This is a genomic window from Corallococcus sp. Z5C101001 (genome assembly GCF_007352635.1).
GTDB lineage: Bacteria > Myxococcota > Myxococcia > Myxococcales > Myxococcaceae > Corallococcus > Corallococcus silvisoli.
Genome location: NZ_VKLU01000005.1, coordinates 812,360 through 828,665, shown reverse-complemented (window position 1 = coordinate 828,665; position 16,306 = coordinate 812,360). Strand labels below are relative to the sequence as shown.

Below are 16,306 nucleotides of genomic sequence, written 5' to 3'. Positions count from 1 at the left end.
CCCACCCACGCGCGCGACTCCTCGGTGGGGTCGCGCGCGGTGGCGGGCGGGCCCCTTCGTTCGTTTCGTGCCTCGTGGACCGACGCGTCGGCGTTGACAGATTGAATAAGGCTTGTCTTATATAAGTCAAACCTTAGTCTGGAGACGCCATGATCAACGTGGAGCGCTACATCGGGGCCGTCGTGCGAGAGGTGGAGAGCCGCGAGCACGAGGGCAAGCCCGCCCGGGTCGTCATCGCCATGCGGGACTACGACACGACGGTCGAGGACCTCTGGGACGCGCTGACCCAGCCGGAGCGCATCCCCCGCTGGTTCCTGCCGGTGTCGGGCGACCTCAAGCTGGGCGGCCGCTACCAGCTCCAGGGCAACGCCGGCGGCACCATTACCCGCTGCGAGCCGCCGCGGTGCCTGGGGCTGACGTGGGAGGCCCGGGGGGACGTGAGCTGGGTGGAGGTCACCCTGTCCGAGGCGCCGGGCGGCGGGGCTCGGCTGCGGCTGGAGCACATGGCCCACGTCAGCCCCTTCTGGGACGACTATGGCCCCGGCGCGGTGGGGATCGGCTGGGAGCTGGGGTTGGTGGGCCTGGGCCTGCACCTGGAGTCCGGCGGGGACACCGTGGACAAGGCCGCGGCGGCGGCCTGGACGGCGTCGGATGACGGCAAGGCCTTCATCCTGGCCAGCAGCAACGGCTGGGCGCGAGCGGAGGCGGCGGCGGGAGAGGAGGGCGCGGTGGCGAAGGCGCGCGCGGCGCGGACGGCGGCCTTCTATACTGGCGCGCCACCTCCCGATGTGCGGCATCCGGGGGTCTGAGAGGTTCGATGCACGCCTTCGATGTCCTGGGCGATCCGGTACGGCGGCGGATCCTGGAGCTCCTGGCCGAAGGCGAGTGCGCCTCCGGCGAGGTCACCGAGGCGATCCAAGCCGAGTTCGGCATCAGCCAGCCCGCGGTCAGCCAGCACCTGAAGGTGCTGCGCGACAGCGGCTTCGCGGGCGTGCGCGCCGAAGGGACCCGGCGCGTCTATCACGTCGACCCGGGACCGCTGCGCGAGGTCGACGCCTGGCTGGAGCGGTTCCGCGTGTTCTGGACGCCCCGGCTGGACGCGCTCGCCACGGAGGTGGCGCGCGGCAAGAAGGCCCGCGCCAAGGCTGGCGACGGGCCCTCTCCCTGGAAGAAGTCCCAGGACTAGCTGCTGAAGAGCACCAGCACGAAGGTGTTCGTGCCCGGAAGGTGGAACACGGTGCCCTGGCGCAGCGAGCCCTTGAAGAAGGGGGCCGCGTCGTAGGCGGTGGCTCCCTTCAGGGCGTCGCGGGTGGCGTCCGGCAGCCACCCGCCGTCCTCCACCTTCACCGTCAGCCGCGTGGGCTTCAGCGCGGCCTGGAGCGCGGGGACGTCCGCCGCCGCGTACTCCAGCTCCGCGAGGAACTGCGTGTCCGTGGGGCCCAGCCCGCCCGGGATGCCGCGCGCGGACTGGCGCCAGCGCACCGCCTGGGGGCGGCGCGGCAGCGTCACGGTCTTCTCCAGCGTCTCCAGGTCCGTTCCCGTCTTCGCGGCCGGAGCGGCCGTCTGTGTCGTCATGGATGCACTCCCGCCCGTGGGCTTGTCGCAGGCCAGCGAAACACACCCCAACAGCAGGGTGCCAGCGAGCGCGCGCCTAACGGCCTCCGATGGGACGCGACACCGCATTCTCGGGGCTCCCCTGCTCCCAGGTCACGTGGCGCTGGAGCGTGCCGTAGTTGGTGTACTGGTGCCCCAGGCCGGTGCGCTCGAGCCGGCCGTTGGCCGCGTCCGGCGTGCCGGTGTTGATGTCCGCCTGGCCCGGGTTGAAGTTGTAGCGGTCCTCCGCGTGCAGCGTCATGTCCATCTCGAAGCGGGGCTTTCCGCCCGGCGTCTCCGGCGGGTAGACGGTGACGGTGGCGCTGTTCCAGATGGAGTGGCCGCCAATGGCCTTCTGCCAGTTCTCCGTCTCCGGGTACGGGAACTGCTCGCTGCCGCCCACGCCAATCTGCGAGCCCGTCACCTGGAACGTCACCGGCTTGCCGGCGAGCGAGGGATCCTGCGCGACCATCTGGTTGTAGGCCGCCTCCACCGCCTGCTGCGTGTCGCGGGTGGAGTTGGTGAGCACCGCCTGGCCCGCGGGGTCCGTGCTGACGAAGCGCTCGTAGTCGAAGTGCCGGTCCGCCCCGTTGCCGTGCAGGAAGTGGTCGTACGTGTCCAGCCCGTCCGGGATGTTGTTGTGCGGCACCCCCGGGATGCCCTGGAGGGCGCGCGCGCCGTTGAGCTTCACTTCCCACTCGGCCCGCGCCGCGTAGTCACCCAGGCCCGGGCTCTCCGTGGGGATGGGGTTGGGGTCGTTGGGGTCGTTGGGGTTCTGCAGGAAGCCGTTGTCGTGGTGGATGTCGGGGCGCCGCGGAGGACCCACCTGGTAGTCCGCCACCGTGCCGCCGTTCGTCGCCACCGGCGTGCCGGCCGTCCCCACCTGGGTGGGCGTGGCCACGGGCGTCGGCGTCCCCAGCGAGGGCCCGCCGCGCCGGACCGCGGACGCGGACTCGAAGGTGTCGGAGGGGCGCTGGGCGGCGGCGGGGGGCGGGGGCGGCGGAGCCGGGCGGACCTCCGGGGTCAGGGCCTGCTTCACGCGCGCCGCGATGGCGCCACCAATGGACTCGCCGATTCTGGACATGCTGGGTCTTCCCCCTCGAACCACCGAGACGGTGGACGTTGAGGAATTATCGGCCAGCCCCGCCAGGAGTTGCGGCCTTTGCACGGCCTGGGGCCTGGACGCCCCGGGGGACGCGGGGCCCCGGCTTCACCCAGGGCCCCGGCGCCGGTGTCTACGCGCGGGCCTTCGGGCGCTGCTGCGGCTTGAGGATGACCTTGGTGTAGCCGTCCTTGCGCGCGTCGAACTTCTGGTAGGCGTCCGGGGCGTCGCTCAGCGGCAGGCGGTGGCTGACGATCATGCTGGGCTTCGCGCGGCCCGCGATGATGAGGTCGCGCAGGAAGTAGTTGTAGCGCTTCACCGGCGTCTGGCCGGTGCCCACGGTGATGCCCTTGTCGAACACCTTGGCCCAGGGCAGCGGGTAGATGCCCTGCTTGGCGTTCTCGTCGGAGGCGCCTGGGTCCGGGGCGATGTAGACGCCCACGACGCCAATGGAGCCCGTGGGGTTCACCAGCTCCACCAGCTGCTCCAGCACCTGGGTGGGCTTCTCCTTGCCGCCGTGCGCGTCCGCGCCCTTGTTGTCGCGCGACTGGTAGCCCACGGCGTCGATGCCGCACATCACGCCCAGGGCCTTCTCCTCACCCGGCCGCAGCGCGCCCATGATGAGCGGGTTCTTGCGGCGCAGCTCGATGATCTGCTTCACCGGATCGCCCTTCGTGAAGTCGATGGGGATGGCGCCCATCTCCTTCACCTTGGCCAGGCGCTCCGGGACGCTGTCCACCACGTAGACCTCCGACGCGCCCCGCAGGAGCGCGCAGTAGCCCGCGAGCAGGCCCACCGGACCGGCGCCGAAGACCGCCACCGTGCTGCCCGGCCGCACGTTCGCGAGCTCGGTGCCGTGGTAGGCGGTCGGGAACACGTCCGACAGGAGGAGGAAGTCATCTTCCAAGGCGTCGCCCGGCTGGCCGGGCAGCTTCAAGCAGTTGAAGTCCGCCCAGGGCACCCGCAGCAGCTCCGCCTGTCCGCCGCGGTAGGGGCCCATGCCCGCGTAGCCGTAGCCCGCGTGGGGCGCGTCGGGGTTGGCGACGAGGCAAGCCTCCGTCCGGCCGCGCACACAGTCAAAGCAGGTGCCGCAGGCGATGTTGAAGGGCAGCACCACGCGGTCCCCCTTCTTGATGCCCACCACGCCAGGGCCCACCTGCTCCACGACGCCCATGTTCTCGTGGCCGAACACCTGCCCGGCCTTGGACGCGGTGCGGCCCTCGTACATGTGCAGGTCGCTGCCGCAGATGCCCGCGGAGGTGACGCGGATGATGGCGTCGGTGGGGGCCTCCACCTTTGGATCCTCGACCTCTTCGACCTTCACCTGGCTGTTCTGCTTGTAGACGACGGCGAGCATGGGCTTCTCCCGGATTCAAGGCGGTGGCGCGACCCACCAATAGTGGGTCGCCTCGCTTCCAGGAGAAGGGGCCGGGCCACGGGCCTGGCCGGACGCCCCGTGCAAGAGTGCAGGGCAGGCGCGCGGCGGAGCCCGGCTGCCCCGGGAGGTGACCGGGGAGGACAGGGCGTCGCCCTCAGTGCGCCATCACCGCGGGCGCCTCGGCGGGCGACACCAGCGACTGGCGCTCCCATGCACGGCTGCGCCAGCGCAGCCACATGGCCAGCCCGCGCGTCCATTCATCCGCGGCCACCGCCAGCCACACGCCCGCGAGCCCCAGGTTCAGGTGGAACACCAGGAAGTAGCCCAGGGGCAGGCTCATGCAGACCATGGACAGCATCGCCATCATCACCGGGAAGGTGGCGTCACCCGCGGCGCGCAGCGCGTTCACCAGCACCAGGTTGAACGAGCGCCCCGTCTCCAGCAGCAGGCTCAGGACGAGCACCTGCGACGTCATCCGCAGGATGTCGCCGTCGTGGGTGAAGAGGCGGATCAGCGGCTCGCGGAAGACGATGGCCGTCAGGTCCACCGCCACGGTGATGCCGATGCTCCACTTGAGGCTCTTGAGCACGCGCGCATAGGCGTCCTGGGAGCGGCTCGCGCCCACCAGCCGCCCGACGATGATGGCCGTGCCCATGCCAATGGCGAGGCTGCACAGGAAGACGTACTGGGACATCGCGTTGGCGTACTGGCGGGACGCCAGCGCCGTGGGGCCCAGGTACGTCACGTAGTAGAGGAACACCGTCTGGCACGCGTGGTAGGTCATCTGCTCCACCGCGGACGGCACGCCCACGCGGAGGATCTTCCGGACGTACTCCCGCGTCAGCGCCACGAAGTCCCGGCGCGCCATGCGCACGTCCATCACCCGCCAGAGCATCCACCCGAACACGCCCAGCGCCGCCGCGCGGCTGAAGACCGTGGACATCGCCGCGCCCGCCACGCCGTGCGCGCTCACGCCGAAGTGCCCGAAGATGAGCACCCAGTTGCCCAGCACGTGCACCACGTTCATGCCCAGCGCCACGTACATGGACTGCCGCGTGAAGCCATACGTGCGGATGAGGCTGGAGAAGACGTTGATGAGCGCCTGGAGGAACAGGAACCCGCCCGCGATGTGCCAGTAGGTGCTCGCGTACGCCAGCGTCTGGGGCTCCAGGTTCATCCGCCCCAGGATGGCGTCCGCGGACAGGAGCAGCCCGCCGCTCACCGCCAGCCCCAGGAGGAAGTTCATCGTGATGGCCTGCGCCGCGATGCGCGCGGCCTCCGCGCTCCGCTTCGCGCCCAGGTACTGGGACACGACGATGGAGGCGCCGTGGCTCACCACCTCCATGATGAGGATGCAGATGAAGACGTACTGGTTGACGACGCCCACCGCGGAGACGGCTGCGTCCGACACACCGCTGAGCATCAGCGTGTCCGCCGTGCCCATCAGCATGAAGAGGAAGATTTCGAAGAAGATGGGCCAGGTCAGCCGGAACAGGCCCGGCTCCCGGGGAGGATGCGTCTGGACTTCAGTGTGCATGGATGCGCCGCGTCAGGTGGTCCCACTGTGCGCGCGCGATTTTTCGTTTTCAACCCGAAGCGGGGGCCGGTTGCTTGTCCGGTGCTTGCTTGGGGCTGAAAGAGTGAGACGCGGGCCTACGAGTTTGTCGGACGTGTCACGGCGTCCATCCGTCTGTTCCGCTCGTTCCGTCAGGGACCGTTGAGCGCGGAGGGTTGGACCTCGGGCGTGGAGCGCGGGGCGGCCTCCAGGCGTCGGGTCGCGGCGGCGTGGAGCACGGAGAGCTGGCGCCCGAGCCGTTCGAGCTGTGATTGGAGCAGGGGGGCTTCCGCGGCCAGCGCGGCGCCGGCGGCGTCCGGGGTGGGGACGTTCCAGCCGATGAGCGCGTCCAGCGCGGGCAGGGGCCGGGGGCGGCGGCCGTGGAGCACCGCGTCCGCCAGGTCCTCCATCGCGCCGTCCATGGCCCGTGCGTAGCGCTCCAGGGCCTCGCGCACCGCGGGCGTGGTGGGCACGGAGCGCCGTGACGCGAGCAGGGTGCAGACGGCGGCGAACCTCCGGGTGAAGGCGAGCAGCGTCATCAGGGGCTCCAGCGCCTCGGTGCGCCAGCGCGGCTCGTTGAGCAGGCGCTGGAAGGACGTCTCCGCGTTGATGGTCGCGAGCCCCAGCTTGCGGCGGACCTCCGCGAGCGCTGCCCCGGCGGGGGGCTCGCCCCGCTGCCAGGCCGCGCTCAGCACGGCGAAGAACTCCCGGTCCGCGCGCAGGGCCTCGGCCATCTGCGTGGGGAAGCGCTCCTCCTCCGAGCGCTGCCACAGGAAGAAGGTGCCCGCGAGCGCCAGCGCTCCACCGATGAGCGTGTTGACGATTCGCACCGTCGCCAGCGTCCAGTCCCCGCTGCCCATCTCCGCGAGCAGCACGAAGGTGAGCGTGGCGAAGACGGTGAACAGCCCGTAGTTGAGCGGGATGAGGCTCACGCACAGGGCGGCGGTGCAGAACAGGAGCGCCATCAGCGCATGCGGGTCCTGGAGCCACGACGCGACGGCGATGGCGAGCAGCCCGCCCACCACCGTCCCCAGCACGCGCTGGAGGGCCTTGAGGAAGGTGGGCCCGGTGTACGGCTGCATGACGGTGAGGACGGTGAGGGTGACCCAGTAGCCGTGGTTCGGCCGGAAGACGCTGGCGATCCACACCGCCGCCGTGGTGGTGAGGCCCACGCGCAGGGCGTGCCGCAGCACCTCCGAGCCCAGCGTGAGGTGCGCGCGCACGGGCTCCAGCAGGGACGGGGAGGCCTCCTCGGCCAGCTCGCGCGCGGGCGGCGGCATTCCCGCCGTGGGAGGGCCGGGCAGCCGGCACGCGGTGTCCAGCGCCACGTCCGCGCGCTCGCGCATCTCCGTGAGCAGCCGCGCGACGTCCAGCAGCCGGGCCCGCTCCAGCCGCGTCACGAGGCCCCGCGCGTCCAGGTCGGTGAGCGCGTCGCGCACCGCGCGCCCGTCCCACTCCGGCCGCGGCCTGCGGCTGTGGCCCTCCACCTGCACCAGCCGCACCAGGTCGCGCGCGGTGTTCGCGCAGTCCAGCAGGGCCACGGCCACCGCGGCCCTCGGGTCCGCGACGGGGCCGCTCACCGGGGGGCCCAGGCTCTCCAGGTCCTCACCCAGGGCGATGAGCCCCATGAACATCGCGTCCGCGCCCTCCAGCAGCACCAGCAGCCGTTCGCCGCGGCCCCGCTCGCCGCGGCCCTGGCGCGTGGCGGTGAGCGTGGTGCGCGCCAGCTCCAGCGTCTCTCGGATGCGCCCGTGCTGCTCCTGCATGAGCGCCTGCCACGTGTCCTCGAGTCCCGCCTGGGCCACGCGCGACATGGCTTCCGCGTAGTCCGCCACCGCGTCGAAGCACGCCGCCACCGCCTTTCGCGCGGGCCGGTAGGGGCGGATGGGCCAGAGCACCAGCGACAGCACCATGGCCCACGCCGCTCCACCCAGGAGCGCGGCGCCCGACTCGAGCGCGCCCAGGGCGCTGTCCGCGGGCAGCGCCAGGGCGATGACGAAGGTGGTGGCGGCGATGTTGCCGGTGAGGTTCGCCGCGGCGCCGTACACGCCCGCGAAGCTCCACGCCGTCACCCACAGCAGGGCGGCGGGGATGGCCAGCGCGGGGTGCATGCCCGCGAGGCTGCCCAGCACCGCGGCCGCCGCCGCGGCCACCGCCGTGCCGCCCATGGCACGGAAGCGGGCGTGGTAGGAGCCGCCCTTGTCGACGAAGGACGTGTTGAAGCCGCCCACCGCGAGCCACAGGCCGCCAGGCAGATTCAGCGCGCTGCCCACGACGGTGGGCACGAAGAACGCGAGCGCGGCCCGCAAGCCCGCCTTCGCCGACGGCCGCACCGGGGCGAAGCGGGCCACGGCCTTGGCATGCTCCAGGAACTGACGGCGAATCACCCATCCCCCATAGAGCAACGCCTCCAGGGGGGCCACCGGAATCCGGGGCCGGCGCCCGCCGGATGTCACTCCGCGGAAGGTGCGCCCCGCCGTGCGCGGCTTGCTGGACCGCGGGTCCTGAGCCGCCAGGGAGGATGGCCACGGAGGACGGACGACCTCCTTCGTCGGACGCGTGGCACGGCGCACCGAGGCCCGCCACGTCGCCTCCCACGCCCTCAGGGAAGCGGCTCGCGGGCGCGCTTCCGGAGGCGTGCCACCCGGAGGCGGCCGTGGGGCCCGGACGCACGCCTCGCGGCGGGGAGCATGGCCGGCCCCCGCCCTCCGAGCGGCCGGCGGGGGCCTCACGCCGGCCGCGGGGTGGGCATCATCTCCTTCGAGGTGGGGCGCGTGGCCAGCCCGGCGGCCGGGCCCCAGCAGTCGGCCGGCCGGGCGCTCGGAGGGTTGGGACATGGAGACGGAGACTCACCGCGAACGCATTCCCCCGGACGAGGCGCCCGCGCCGGTCGCGGTGCTCTTCCAGGCGCTGCCGGCGCCGGTCATCGACGGCGTGCGCAAGCCCACCAAGCCCGGAGGCTACGCGGACAGCGGCGCGGACATCGCGTACGCGCTGCGGGAGGCGGGGTGCCCCGTGGTGACGCCGGTGGCGAACCCCGACCCGCGCGTGCAGGAGGACTGGGTGTTCGGCGACGACGCGGCCGGCATCGCGGCGGCGCGCGCGGCGGGGGCCCGCATGCTGTGGGCGAACACCGTGTTGTTCACGGGCCACCCCCTGGAGGCCGTGCTGAAGGACGTGTGGGTGGTGGGCCAGGAGCCCCGCACGGTGGAGACCTTCGACGACAAGGGCGTGACCAACGCGACGCTGCGCCGCGCGGGGTGCCCCGTCGCCGCGTCGGTCCTCGTGAGCGCCTGCGCCGCGCCGGGGCGCCTGGGCGTGGACCGGCTGGCCGCCGCGGACCTGGAGGCGCGGGGCCTGCGCTTCCCGCTGATGCTCAAGCCGCTGCGGGGCCGGGGCAGCCAGGGCGTGGTGCGCGTGAGGGGCCTCGCGGAGCTCCAGGAGGTGGCGCGGCGGCTGCTGGCCGCCAGGGAGGACGGGGGGCCGCGCTTCGGCGACACGCTCCTGCTGGAGCAGTACCTGGACGGCGAGGAGCTCACCGTGACGGTGATGCCACCCGGGGCCTTCGAGCGGGATGGCGTCCCGGATGGGGGGCTGTCCCCCTGGTGCCTGCCGCCCGTGCGCCGCTTCCACCACCAGGACGGCGTGGCGCCCTACTGCGGCGAGGTGGCGGTGCTGGACAACAGCGAGCCGCTGTCGCCGTCCGCGCGAAGGGAGCCCCGGGTGCAGGCGCTGGTGGCCGAGTGCGTGCGCGCGGCCCGGGTGCTGGACGTGGCGGCGCCCATCCGCATCGACTGCCGGAGCGACGAGCTGGGGACGTTCCAGCTCTTCGACCTCAACCTGAAGCCGAACATGAACGGGCCGGGGCGCCCCGGCCGCGAGCGGGAGGACAGCCTCGTGGCCCTCTCCGCGCGGGCCTTCGGCTGGTCCTTCACGCAGCTGGTCGTCCAGCTGACCCGGCAGGCCTGGCGGAGGCGGTAGGGGGCGGAAGCGGGGCGCGCGCGGTGCCCGGGCGGCCCGTGAAAGCATCGAAGGGGTCCAGGCGATGTGCCTGGACCCCTCCGCGTCATCCCTTCACGTCAGGGACAGGGGCTCACTGGACGGCGAACACCAGGTCGTCGCGGTCGTTGTAGCTGTTGGAGACGCACGCGCTGGTGGGGCTGCCGGTGCCGTAGCGGAACTGCGCGCGCACGGCCTGCGCGGTGCCCGTGGGCAGGGTGTACGTGGCCGACAGCGTCTGGGAGCCGGCGACCGTCGGGGTGAGGGTGGTGATGAGCGTCCAGGTGGGCGTCGTCGCGTTGGCGTTGGCCGTGTAGTACAGGTCCAGGCGGTCCGAGGACGGGCTGGCGTAGGCCCACACCTTGGCCTCCACCTTCACCTGCTTGCCCGCGGCGAAGTTGGAGCCGTCCACGGTGGACACCTTGAGGGCGTCCACGGACTCGTCGCCATGGTAGCTGCCTTCGCTGCCGTCGCCGCAGGTGCCGCGCAGCGTGTTGGGCTGGTTGGGCTCCGCGCCGCCGGACAGGTTGCCGCGGCCGTTGAAGAGCGTGCCGCTGTCGCAGGTGGCCGCCACGGCGCTGCAGCGCACCGTCTTGAGCGTGGCGTCGTAGGTGCCGGACGTGGACACGTTCGACACCGTCACCGTGTTGGTGGAGGTGGTGGCGGTGTTGCCCGCGCCGTCATGTGCCTTGGCCGCCACGGTGTGGCTGCCGTTGGCCACCGTGCGGCTGTCCCACGCGAAGGTGTAGGGCGCGGAGACGACCGTGGCCTTCACCGCGCCGTCCACCAGGAACTCCACCTTGCTCACGCCCACGTTGTCGCTGGCCGTCGCGGTGAGGTTCGTGGTGCCCGTCACCGTCGCGCCGTTGGTGGGCGAGGTGAGCGACACGGTGGGGGGCGTGGTGTCCGTGGGCAGGCCGGGGATGGTGCCCTTGCCCAGCTCCGCCAGGTACGCGGCGCCAATGCGCGCGAACTTCAGCGCGTTGTTCGCGTTGTTGCCGCTGGTGCCGTCGGTGCTGTTGGCCAGCGTGTCGTTGGCCGTGTGGATGTAGGGGTTGTCCTGGTTCATCAGCGCCTCGAACGGGATGGACGCCGGGTAGCCCTGGCTGTTCCACGACGCGTGGTCGGAGCACCCGTAGCCGCACGTGATGTTGGTGCGCGTGTAGCCCGTGTACGTGTCGATGAGGTTGCCCAGGAACGTGTTCTGCGCCGCGTTGGTGTTGTCGGTGACGAGCGTCACCTCCACCGTGGAGCCGCGGTAGTTGGTCATGTCCAGCTGGAGCACGCCCACCACGTTGACCGCCGCGGCCTTGTGCGCCTGCGCGATGGCCTGCGAGCCATAGAGGCCCACCTCCTCCGCCGCGTACGCCATGAACTTCACCGTGCGCGCGGGCTTGTAGCCCTTGGCCATCGCGACGCGGAAGACCTCGGAGAGGGTGGCGATACCGGAGGCGTCGTCATCCGCGCCCGGCGCGGTCGCCGAGGGCCGGCTGGAGGTGGGCACGGTGATGTTGATGGAGTCCAGGTGGCCGCCAATCACCACCACCTCGTCCGGGTAGACGGTGCCGGTGATGGTCGCGATGACGGAGGGCTGGCTCCAGCCGGAGTGCGTGTACAGCTGCACGCTCACGTCGCCGCGCCCGCTGGCGTACGACTCCCAGGTGCTCTTGAGCCAGTCCGCCGACTGCGTCCCGCCGGTGGAGCCGTTGTAGTAGCGGTTCGTGTAGCTGGACAGCTGCGTGATGGTGCTGCGCAGCGTGGCCTCCTGCAGGCCGGAGAACAGCGCGTTGACCACCGGCGCGTTGTCCAGCGTGTACGTCACCAGCGACTGCGGCGCGGCGGGCGCGGGCTCCAGCGCCGCGAGCGCCGCCTCCTGCGTGTCGTGCGCGAGGAAGCCCGCGCAGCGGTGATACTGGTCATGCATGATGGCCGACACGTCCCCCAGCTGCGATTCGCGCAGCTTGAGCACGCTCACGCCGTTCGCCTCGCGCACCAGCGTGGGCGCGGCGCCCGTCGTGCGCAGCGACGTGCGCAGCGTGCTCAGCGTCTCCGAGCCCACCGTGATGTAGACCTCCTTCTCGCGCGGCTGTTCGGCGGAGGCGGTGGCGCAGCACAGCGACAGGACGACGGGGGCCAATCTCTTCAAACGCATGTTCCGCTCCGATTGCAGGCGAAGGCTCGCGCTGCCGGAAGGCACGGTGGAAATCCGCCCACGTCCCGGTTCGGACGGAGGCGTCCAGACCCGTGGGGCGGGGCGCATCCTGTGGAATTCAAGATGGTCGAGTCAAGACTGAGAGCATCGTGAAACAGGATGAGACAGGCTAAGCCGGAGGGAAATGACGCACACGGGCCGCGTGTGGGGGCCTCGCGGATGGGCTCACGCGGGGGGCCATCACGGACCGGTGACGGGGTGACATGGGTGTGGAGGGAGGGGCGCCGGGACGGCGCGGGACATCAGGTCTGCAGGTTCATGGACAGCGCGCGGCCCGCGGCGAACCGGGGCTCCGCCTGGAGCTTCTCCAGCACGCGCTCCGAAGCGACGAGCGTCACCTGGGGCAGCAGCCCCGGTTCGCTCATCCACTTCACCGCGCCCAGCAGGTGCTGTGCCTTGATGAACTCCAGGACGGCGCCGTGGAAGGCCTTGCCTTCGTCACGCCAGGCCTGGGCGAGCGCTTCCCTGCCGCGCTGCTCCGGGGTCCGGGGCGAGCGGCGCTTCGGGCTCACTTCTTCGCGAGGCATGACGATGATTTCGATGAACATCGCGGCACCCTCCTGAAGGCAAGAACGACGAAGTGGCGCGGACTATCTCATGAAGCTGTGTCCTCCCGCGGCCAGGTGCTCGCGCTTTCTCGCCAGCTTGCTGCCGCTTTCGCGACTTCCCGGGCGCCCCCGTCTTGACATACGTGAATTGCTGTTCTGCGGCGGCGCCCTGCCGCCCGGTGGTGGACACCCGGGTTCCAGCGCCTGTCCGGTGCCGGGCGGTGCGGGAAGGAAAAAGGGGCCCCCGGGATGACCCGGGAGCCCCTGGGAACGGCGTGACGTCCGCGCGGTGGGACTAGCGGGCCGTCAGGGTGCGGCCCTGGACCTGCTTCGCGGCCGGAGCGGCGGGGCTGGCGGCCACCGAGGACACGACGCTGAAGGCCAGGTCATCGCGGTCGTTGTACGAACCGGACACGCACGCGCTGGTGGCGGTGCCGCCGAAGCGGAACTGCGCGCGCACGGCGTGCTGGCCGGTGGTGCTGCCCACGGTGACGGGGATGGAGAACGTCTTCACCCCCACCGCGGTGCAGGCCTGGGCGGTGGTGACGGCGGTCCACGTGGGCGAGGTGGTGTTCGTCGTGTAGTACAGGTCCAGCTGGTCCGTGGTGCCGTAGCACCACACCGTGACGTCCACGGTCAGCTGCTTGCCCGGGGTGATGAGGCCCTGGTCCACCGTCTTGAGCACGATGCGGTCGATGCTCTCATCCACGTGGTAGGTGCCGGTGGTGCCGTCCGCGCAGGTGGCGCCCACCGTGTTGGGCTGGTTGGGCTCCGCGCCGCCGGACACGGTGCCGCGGCCGTTGACCAGCGTGGTGCCGGTGTCGCAGCCGCACACGGAGCCGCAGGCGGGGGCCTTCACGGTGGTGTTGTAGCTGGCCACGGTGGGCGTGCAGACGTTGGTGGTGGTGAAGCTGAACGCGGTGCTGTACGGGCTCGCGCCGCAGCTGTCCGTGGCGCGCGCGCGCCAGGAGTACGACGTGAGGTTGGACAGGGCGGGCGTCACGTTCCAGGCGCTGGTGGACAGGCCCGTCGCGCTGCGCACCACGTTGGTGAAGGCGCTGTCCGTCGCCACCTGCACGTCGTAGCCGGAGGCGCTCGCCACGTCGGACCAGTCCAGCGCGGGCGACAGGGCGACGCCCGTGGCTCCGGAGGCAGGGGACGACAGGGTGGGGGCCGCCAGGGTGACGCAGCCGCGCGTGGTGAAGCTGTTCACCGCGCTCCAGGAGCTGGTGCCACCGCACGAGTTGAGCGCGCGCACGCGCCAGTAGTAGGCGGTGGTGGCCGACAGGCCGGGGGACACCGTCCACGTGCTGGCCACGAGCGAGTTGGCGCTGCGCACCACGTTGGTGAACGCGCTGTCCGTCGCGACCTGCACCTCGTAGCCGGAGACGCCGGACACATCATCCCAGTCCAGCACCGCGAGCAGCTCCACGCCGGTGGCGCCGGAGGAGGGGGTGGTCAGCGTGGGCGCGCCGGGCGCGGCGCAGGTGGGCGTGGTGCAGGTGCAGGTGGAGGCCGGCCCGAAGCACGCGTTGCTGCTGGCGGGCACGACGGAGTAGCAGTACTGGCGGCCGTTGGCGACCTCCGGGTCCGTGTAGCTGGTGCCCGTGACGGTGGCGACGCGCGCCTTGCCGAAGTCACAGCCCGCGAAGCCCTCCGTCTTCATCACCCAGTACTGGCTGGCGCCAGAGGACGCCGTCCAGGACAGGCTCACCTGGCTGTCGCCCGGGGTGGCCGTGGTGGTGGGGGCCGCCGTGGGGGCCGTCGCGCAGCCGCCGTTGGTGGGCGCGGGCGTGGAGCAGGCGATGTTGTGGCGGTTGTACGCCGCGTAGATGGCCGTCATGTGCGGCGTGCCGTCCGCCAGGTTGCCGTTGTCGTCGTCCGCGGCCAGCCACTGCATGTAGCCGTTCGTCGCGCCGCAGCCGTCGGACGTGCCGGCGGAGCAGTTGCAAGCGTGCCACGTGCCCACGTTGCCGGAGCCCTGGTAGAAGAGCTTGTTGCCCAGGAGGAACGCGTCGTTGGAGTTGTAGTTGAAGGGCGCGGCGGTGAGGTCGCGCGTCACCAGGTCCCAGGCGGCCTGGCGCACCGGGGACGCGGCGCAGTGCACCTGCTTGCTGCACGGGCCGGAGCCGGACGAGCACATCGGGCAGGTGAAGTTCTGCGGGGTGGCCGGGATGTTCGGCGCGCTCGCCGCCCAGTCCGCGTCACGCACGCCCGAGCAGCGCAGGTTGCACCACGACTGGCCGGCGACCTGCGACTCCTGCTGGTTGTAGCCCGTGCCGTCCGGCGTGAGGCCGCAGCCGGTGTTCGTCGTCTGGAAGAAGCCGTAGCCCACGCAGGAGGTCTGCAGCCGCAGGATGCCCGCGATGTCCGCGTAGCCCTCGCTGGAGTTGGACAGGGTGCCGTTGGCATCGAAGTTGTCCATGCCGTGGCCCCACTCGTGGTCGAACACCGCGCCAATCTCACCGGTGTTCCGGCAGCCGCCACCGGACTTGTAGAAGTTCACGGTGCTGCCGTTCCAGAACGCGTTGCACGTGCTGGACAGGTTCACGTTGGACGTGAGCTGCCCCTGCAGCCACGTGTTCGTGGGCAGCCAGCCGCGCGCCACCTCCTTGATCTTGTTCAGCTCGTAGAAGCTGGAGCGCGCCGCCGGGGTGTTGCCCGCGGACGTGCCCGCGGGCACCGTGCAGTCGTGGTCGTTGTTCACGCCGCCCAGGTCCAGCGAGCCCGTGGCGGAGCTGACGTTGATGGTGCCGCAGCTGTCGGCGATCTTCACGTACTTGCCCGACAGCGTCGTGTTCACGGTGCCGGTGCTGTAGTTGTAGATGCCCGCGCCGTCGGTGAAGTTGTTGGGCGCGGCGAAGCCGGTGTTCGCCCACGGCATGGGCGTGTTCGGCTGCATCGTCCCGCACGTCTCCTTGGACGTGCACGTGCCGATGTTGGTGGACGGGTACACCCCGCCCTTGATCTGCGCGTCGAAGTAGTGGTTGTCGTCCTCCACGGCGAGCACCTCGCCGGAGTTCGCGTCCACCGTCACCTTCCAGCGCTCGGTCTCACCCACGTTGGAGAAGCCGTAGCTCCACACCAGCGCGTGGCCATAGCCCTGGCCGAAGGCCGCGCCCGTGCGCGCGAAGGGCGCCACCTCCAGCTTGGGCTGCTGCCACAGGCTGGTGGGCGACAGCGTCTGGCCCAGGAACGCGCTGCCCGCGGACAGCGCCTGCGCCGCCGTGAACGAGGGCTTCACCCCGATGGTCACGTTGGCCCACGCCTCCGTGCCCAGCAGCACCAGGTTGCCATGGCTGATGGTCGCCGCCAGCCGGCCGTGGCGCACCGCCACCCCCTGCACCACCTGCGGGATGTGCACCTGCCACAGCGAGTCCGTCACCTGCGTCACGCGCGGCGCGCCCAGCTGGAGCAGGTCCACGCCCAGCGCGTCCTGGTTGTCCGCGATGAACTTGAAGACCAGCTCCCCCACCACCGACTCGTCGACGCCGCCCACCGACCGGCCCAGTCCCTGGCGCACGTCGTTGAGGCTCACGTTGTTGCGGAAGCCGTCGCCGGGGATGAGCGGGAAGCTGCCCTGGATGCCCGTGGCCGTTCCAGACAGCGGATCCAGGTACACCTGCACGTTTCCGCCGTTGCGGGCGAGGAACCCCGCCCACTTGTCCGCGCCCACGCGCGGCATCAGGCTGCGGGCCTTCTCCAGCGGCATGTTCTGGATGGGCAGGTACAGCTCAGGCTTGAAGAACGCCTTCTTCGCCACCGCGCCCTGCTGCGCGGGCTGGGGAGGTTGGAGCGCGTACGTCGTGGACGAAACCAAGAGAGCCAGACAACAGATTGCGGACCGCAGGGGGCGCATGCACGTCTCCTCGGATGATTCCGCCGGACGGGTCCGGCGGGCTCCGGGCCGGAGCGCCCC

General features: G+C 71.4%; 11 protein-coding genes. 3 read left to right on the top strand and 8 right to left on the bottom strand.

From position 1 onward, the window contains the following. The first annotated feature begins 149 nt into the window (after positions 1-149). Both FOF48_RS13780 and FOF48_RS13775 read left to right on the top strand, forming a co-directional pair. Positions 150-809, top strand: coding sequence for an SRPBCC family protein (locus FOF48_RS13780; protein WP_143901648.1), 660 nt, complete (start codon positions 150-152; stop codon positions 807-809). Positions 810-817: 8 nt separating this feature from the next. Further along, the gene (locus tag FOF48_RS13775; RefSeq protein ID WP_143901646.1) at positions 818-1,186 is read left to right on the top strand and encodes a helix-turn-helix transcriptional regulator; all 369 of its coding nucleotides are present in this window, start codon (positions 818-820) and stop codon (positions 1,184-1,186) included. Here FOF48_RS13775 and FOF48_RS13770 read toward each other — a convergent pair. The 5 genes from FOF48_RS13770 to FOF48_RS13750 form a co-directional block, all read right to left on the bottom strand. Continuing rightward, positions 1,183-1,575, bottom strand: a complete 393-nt coding sequence (locus FOF48_RS13770) for a hypothetical protein (protein WP_143901644.1) — start codon at positions 1,573-1,575, stop codon at positions 1,183-1,185. The two genes, FOF48_RS13775 and FOF48_RS13770, sit on opposite strands and share 4 nt — an antisense overlap. 76 nt (positions 1,576-1,651) lie before the next feature. Further along, positions 1,652-2,677 carry a hypothetical protein gene (locus FOF48_RS13765; RefSeq protein ID WP_143901642.1) on the bottom strand — a complete coding sequence of 342 codons (1,026 nt, stop codon included), beginning with the start codon at positions 2,675-2,677 and terminating at the stop codon, positions 1,652-1,654. 151 nt (positions 2,678-2,828) lie between these two features. Continuing rightward, positions 2,829-4,052, bottom strand: a complete 1,224-nt coding sequence (locus tag FOF48_RS13760) for a glutathione-independent formaldehyde dehydrogenase (RefSeq protein ID WP_143901640.1) — start codon at positions 4,050-4,052, stop codon at positions 2,829-2,831. A gap of 175 nt (positions 4,053-4,227) precedes the next feature. Further along, complete coding sequence (locus tag FOF48_RS13755; protein WP_143901638.1) at positions 4,228-5,610, bottom strand: MATE family efflux transporter; 1,383 nt, start codon at positions 5,608-5,610, stop codon at positions 4,228-4,230. A 170-nt stretch (positions 5,611-5,780) separates the two neighbouring features. Beyond that, on the bottom strand, positions 5,781-8,051 hold the full coding sequence (locus tag FOF48_RS13750; protein ID WP_255442139.1) for an FUSC family protein: 2,271 nt from the start codon (positions 8,049-8,051) through the stop codon (positions 5,781-5,783). Between the two features lie 412 nt (positions 8,052-8,463). Between FOF48_RS13750 and FOF48_RS13745 the strand changes: the two genes are divergently transcribed. Continuing rightward, a complete protein-coding gene (locus tag FOF48_RS13745; protein WP_143901636.1) occupies positions 8,464-9,609 on the top strand; it encodes a biotin carboxylase in 1,146 nt (381 codons plus the stop codon). 112 nt (positions 9,610-9,721) lie between these two features. Here FOF48_RS13745 and FOF48_RS13740 read toward each other — a convergent pair whose 3' ends face one another. From FOF48_RS13740 to FOF48_RS13730, 3 genes are all read right to left on the bottom strand, one after another. Further along, entirely contained in the window at positions 9,722-11,779 is a 2,058-nt protein-coding gene (locus FOF48_RS13740; RefSeq protein WP_143901634.1) for a M20/M25/M40 family metallo-hydrolase, read from the bottom strand. A 302-nt stretch (positions 11,780-12,081) separates the two neighbouring features. Continuing rightward, entirely contained in the window at positions 12,082-12,387 is a 306-nt protein-coding gene (locus FOF48_RS13735; protein ID WP_143901632.1) for a hypothetical protein, read from the bottom strand. A gap of 295 nt (positions 12,388-12,682) precedes the next feature. Continuing rightward, complete coding sequence (locus tag FOF48_RS13730; protein ID WP_143901630.1) at positions 12,683-16,246, bottom strand: endopeptidase; 3,564 nt, start codon at positions 16,244-16,246, stop codon at positions 12,683-12,685. Positions 16,247-16,306 lie beyond the last annotated feature (60 nt).

Bases quoted from the DNA above. Each gene is read 5' to 3' on its own strand.
- FOF48_RS13770 (WP_143901644.1), bottom strand. From the start codon at position 1,575: ATGACGACACAGACGGCCGCTCCGGCCGCGAAGACGGGAACGGACCTG.
- FOF48_RS13765 (WP_143901642.1), bottom strand. From the start codon at position 2,677: ATGTCCAGAATCGGCGAGTCCATTGGTGGCGCCATCGCGGCGCGCGTG.
- FOF48_RS13730 (WP_143901630.1), bottom strand. From the start codon at position 16,246: ATGCGCCCCCTGCGGTCCGCAATCTGTTGTCTGGCTCTCTTGGTTTCG.
- FOF48_RS13740 (WP_143901634.1), bottom strand. From the start codon at position 11,779: ATGCGTTTGAAGAGATTGGCCCCCGTCGTCCTGTCGCTGTGCTGCGCC.
- FOF48_RS13780 (WP_143901648.1), top strand. From the start codon at position 150: ATGATCAACGTGGAGCGCTACATCGGGGCCGTCGTGCGAGAGGTGGAG.
- FOF48_RS13760 (WP_143901640.1), bottom strand. From the start codon at position 4,052: ATGCTCGCCGTCGTCTACAAGCAGAACAGCCAGGTGAAGGTCGAAGAG.
- FOF48_RS13745 (WP_143901636.1), top strand. From the start codon at position 8,464: ATGGAGACGGAGACTCACCGCGAACGCATTCCCCCGGACGAGGCGCCC.
- FOF48_RS13775 (WP_143901646.1), top strand. From the start codon at position 818: ATGCACGCCTTCGATGTCCTGGGCGATCCGGTACGGCGGCGGATCCTG.
- FOF48_RS13735 (WP_143901632.1), bottom strand. From the start codon at position 12,387: ATGTTCATCGAAATCATCGTCATGCCTCGCGAAGAAGTGAGCCCGAAG.
- FOF48_RS13755 (WP_143901638.1), bottom strand. From the start codon at position 5,610: ATGCACACTGAAGTCCAGACGCATCCTCCCCGGGAGCCGGGCCTGTTC.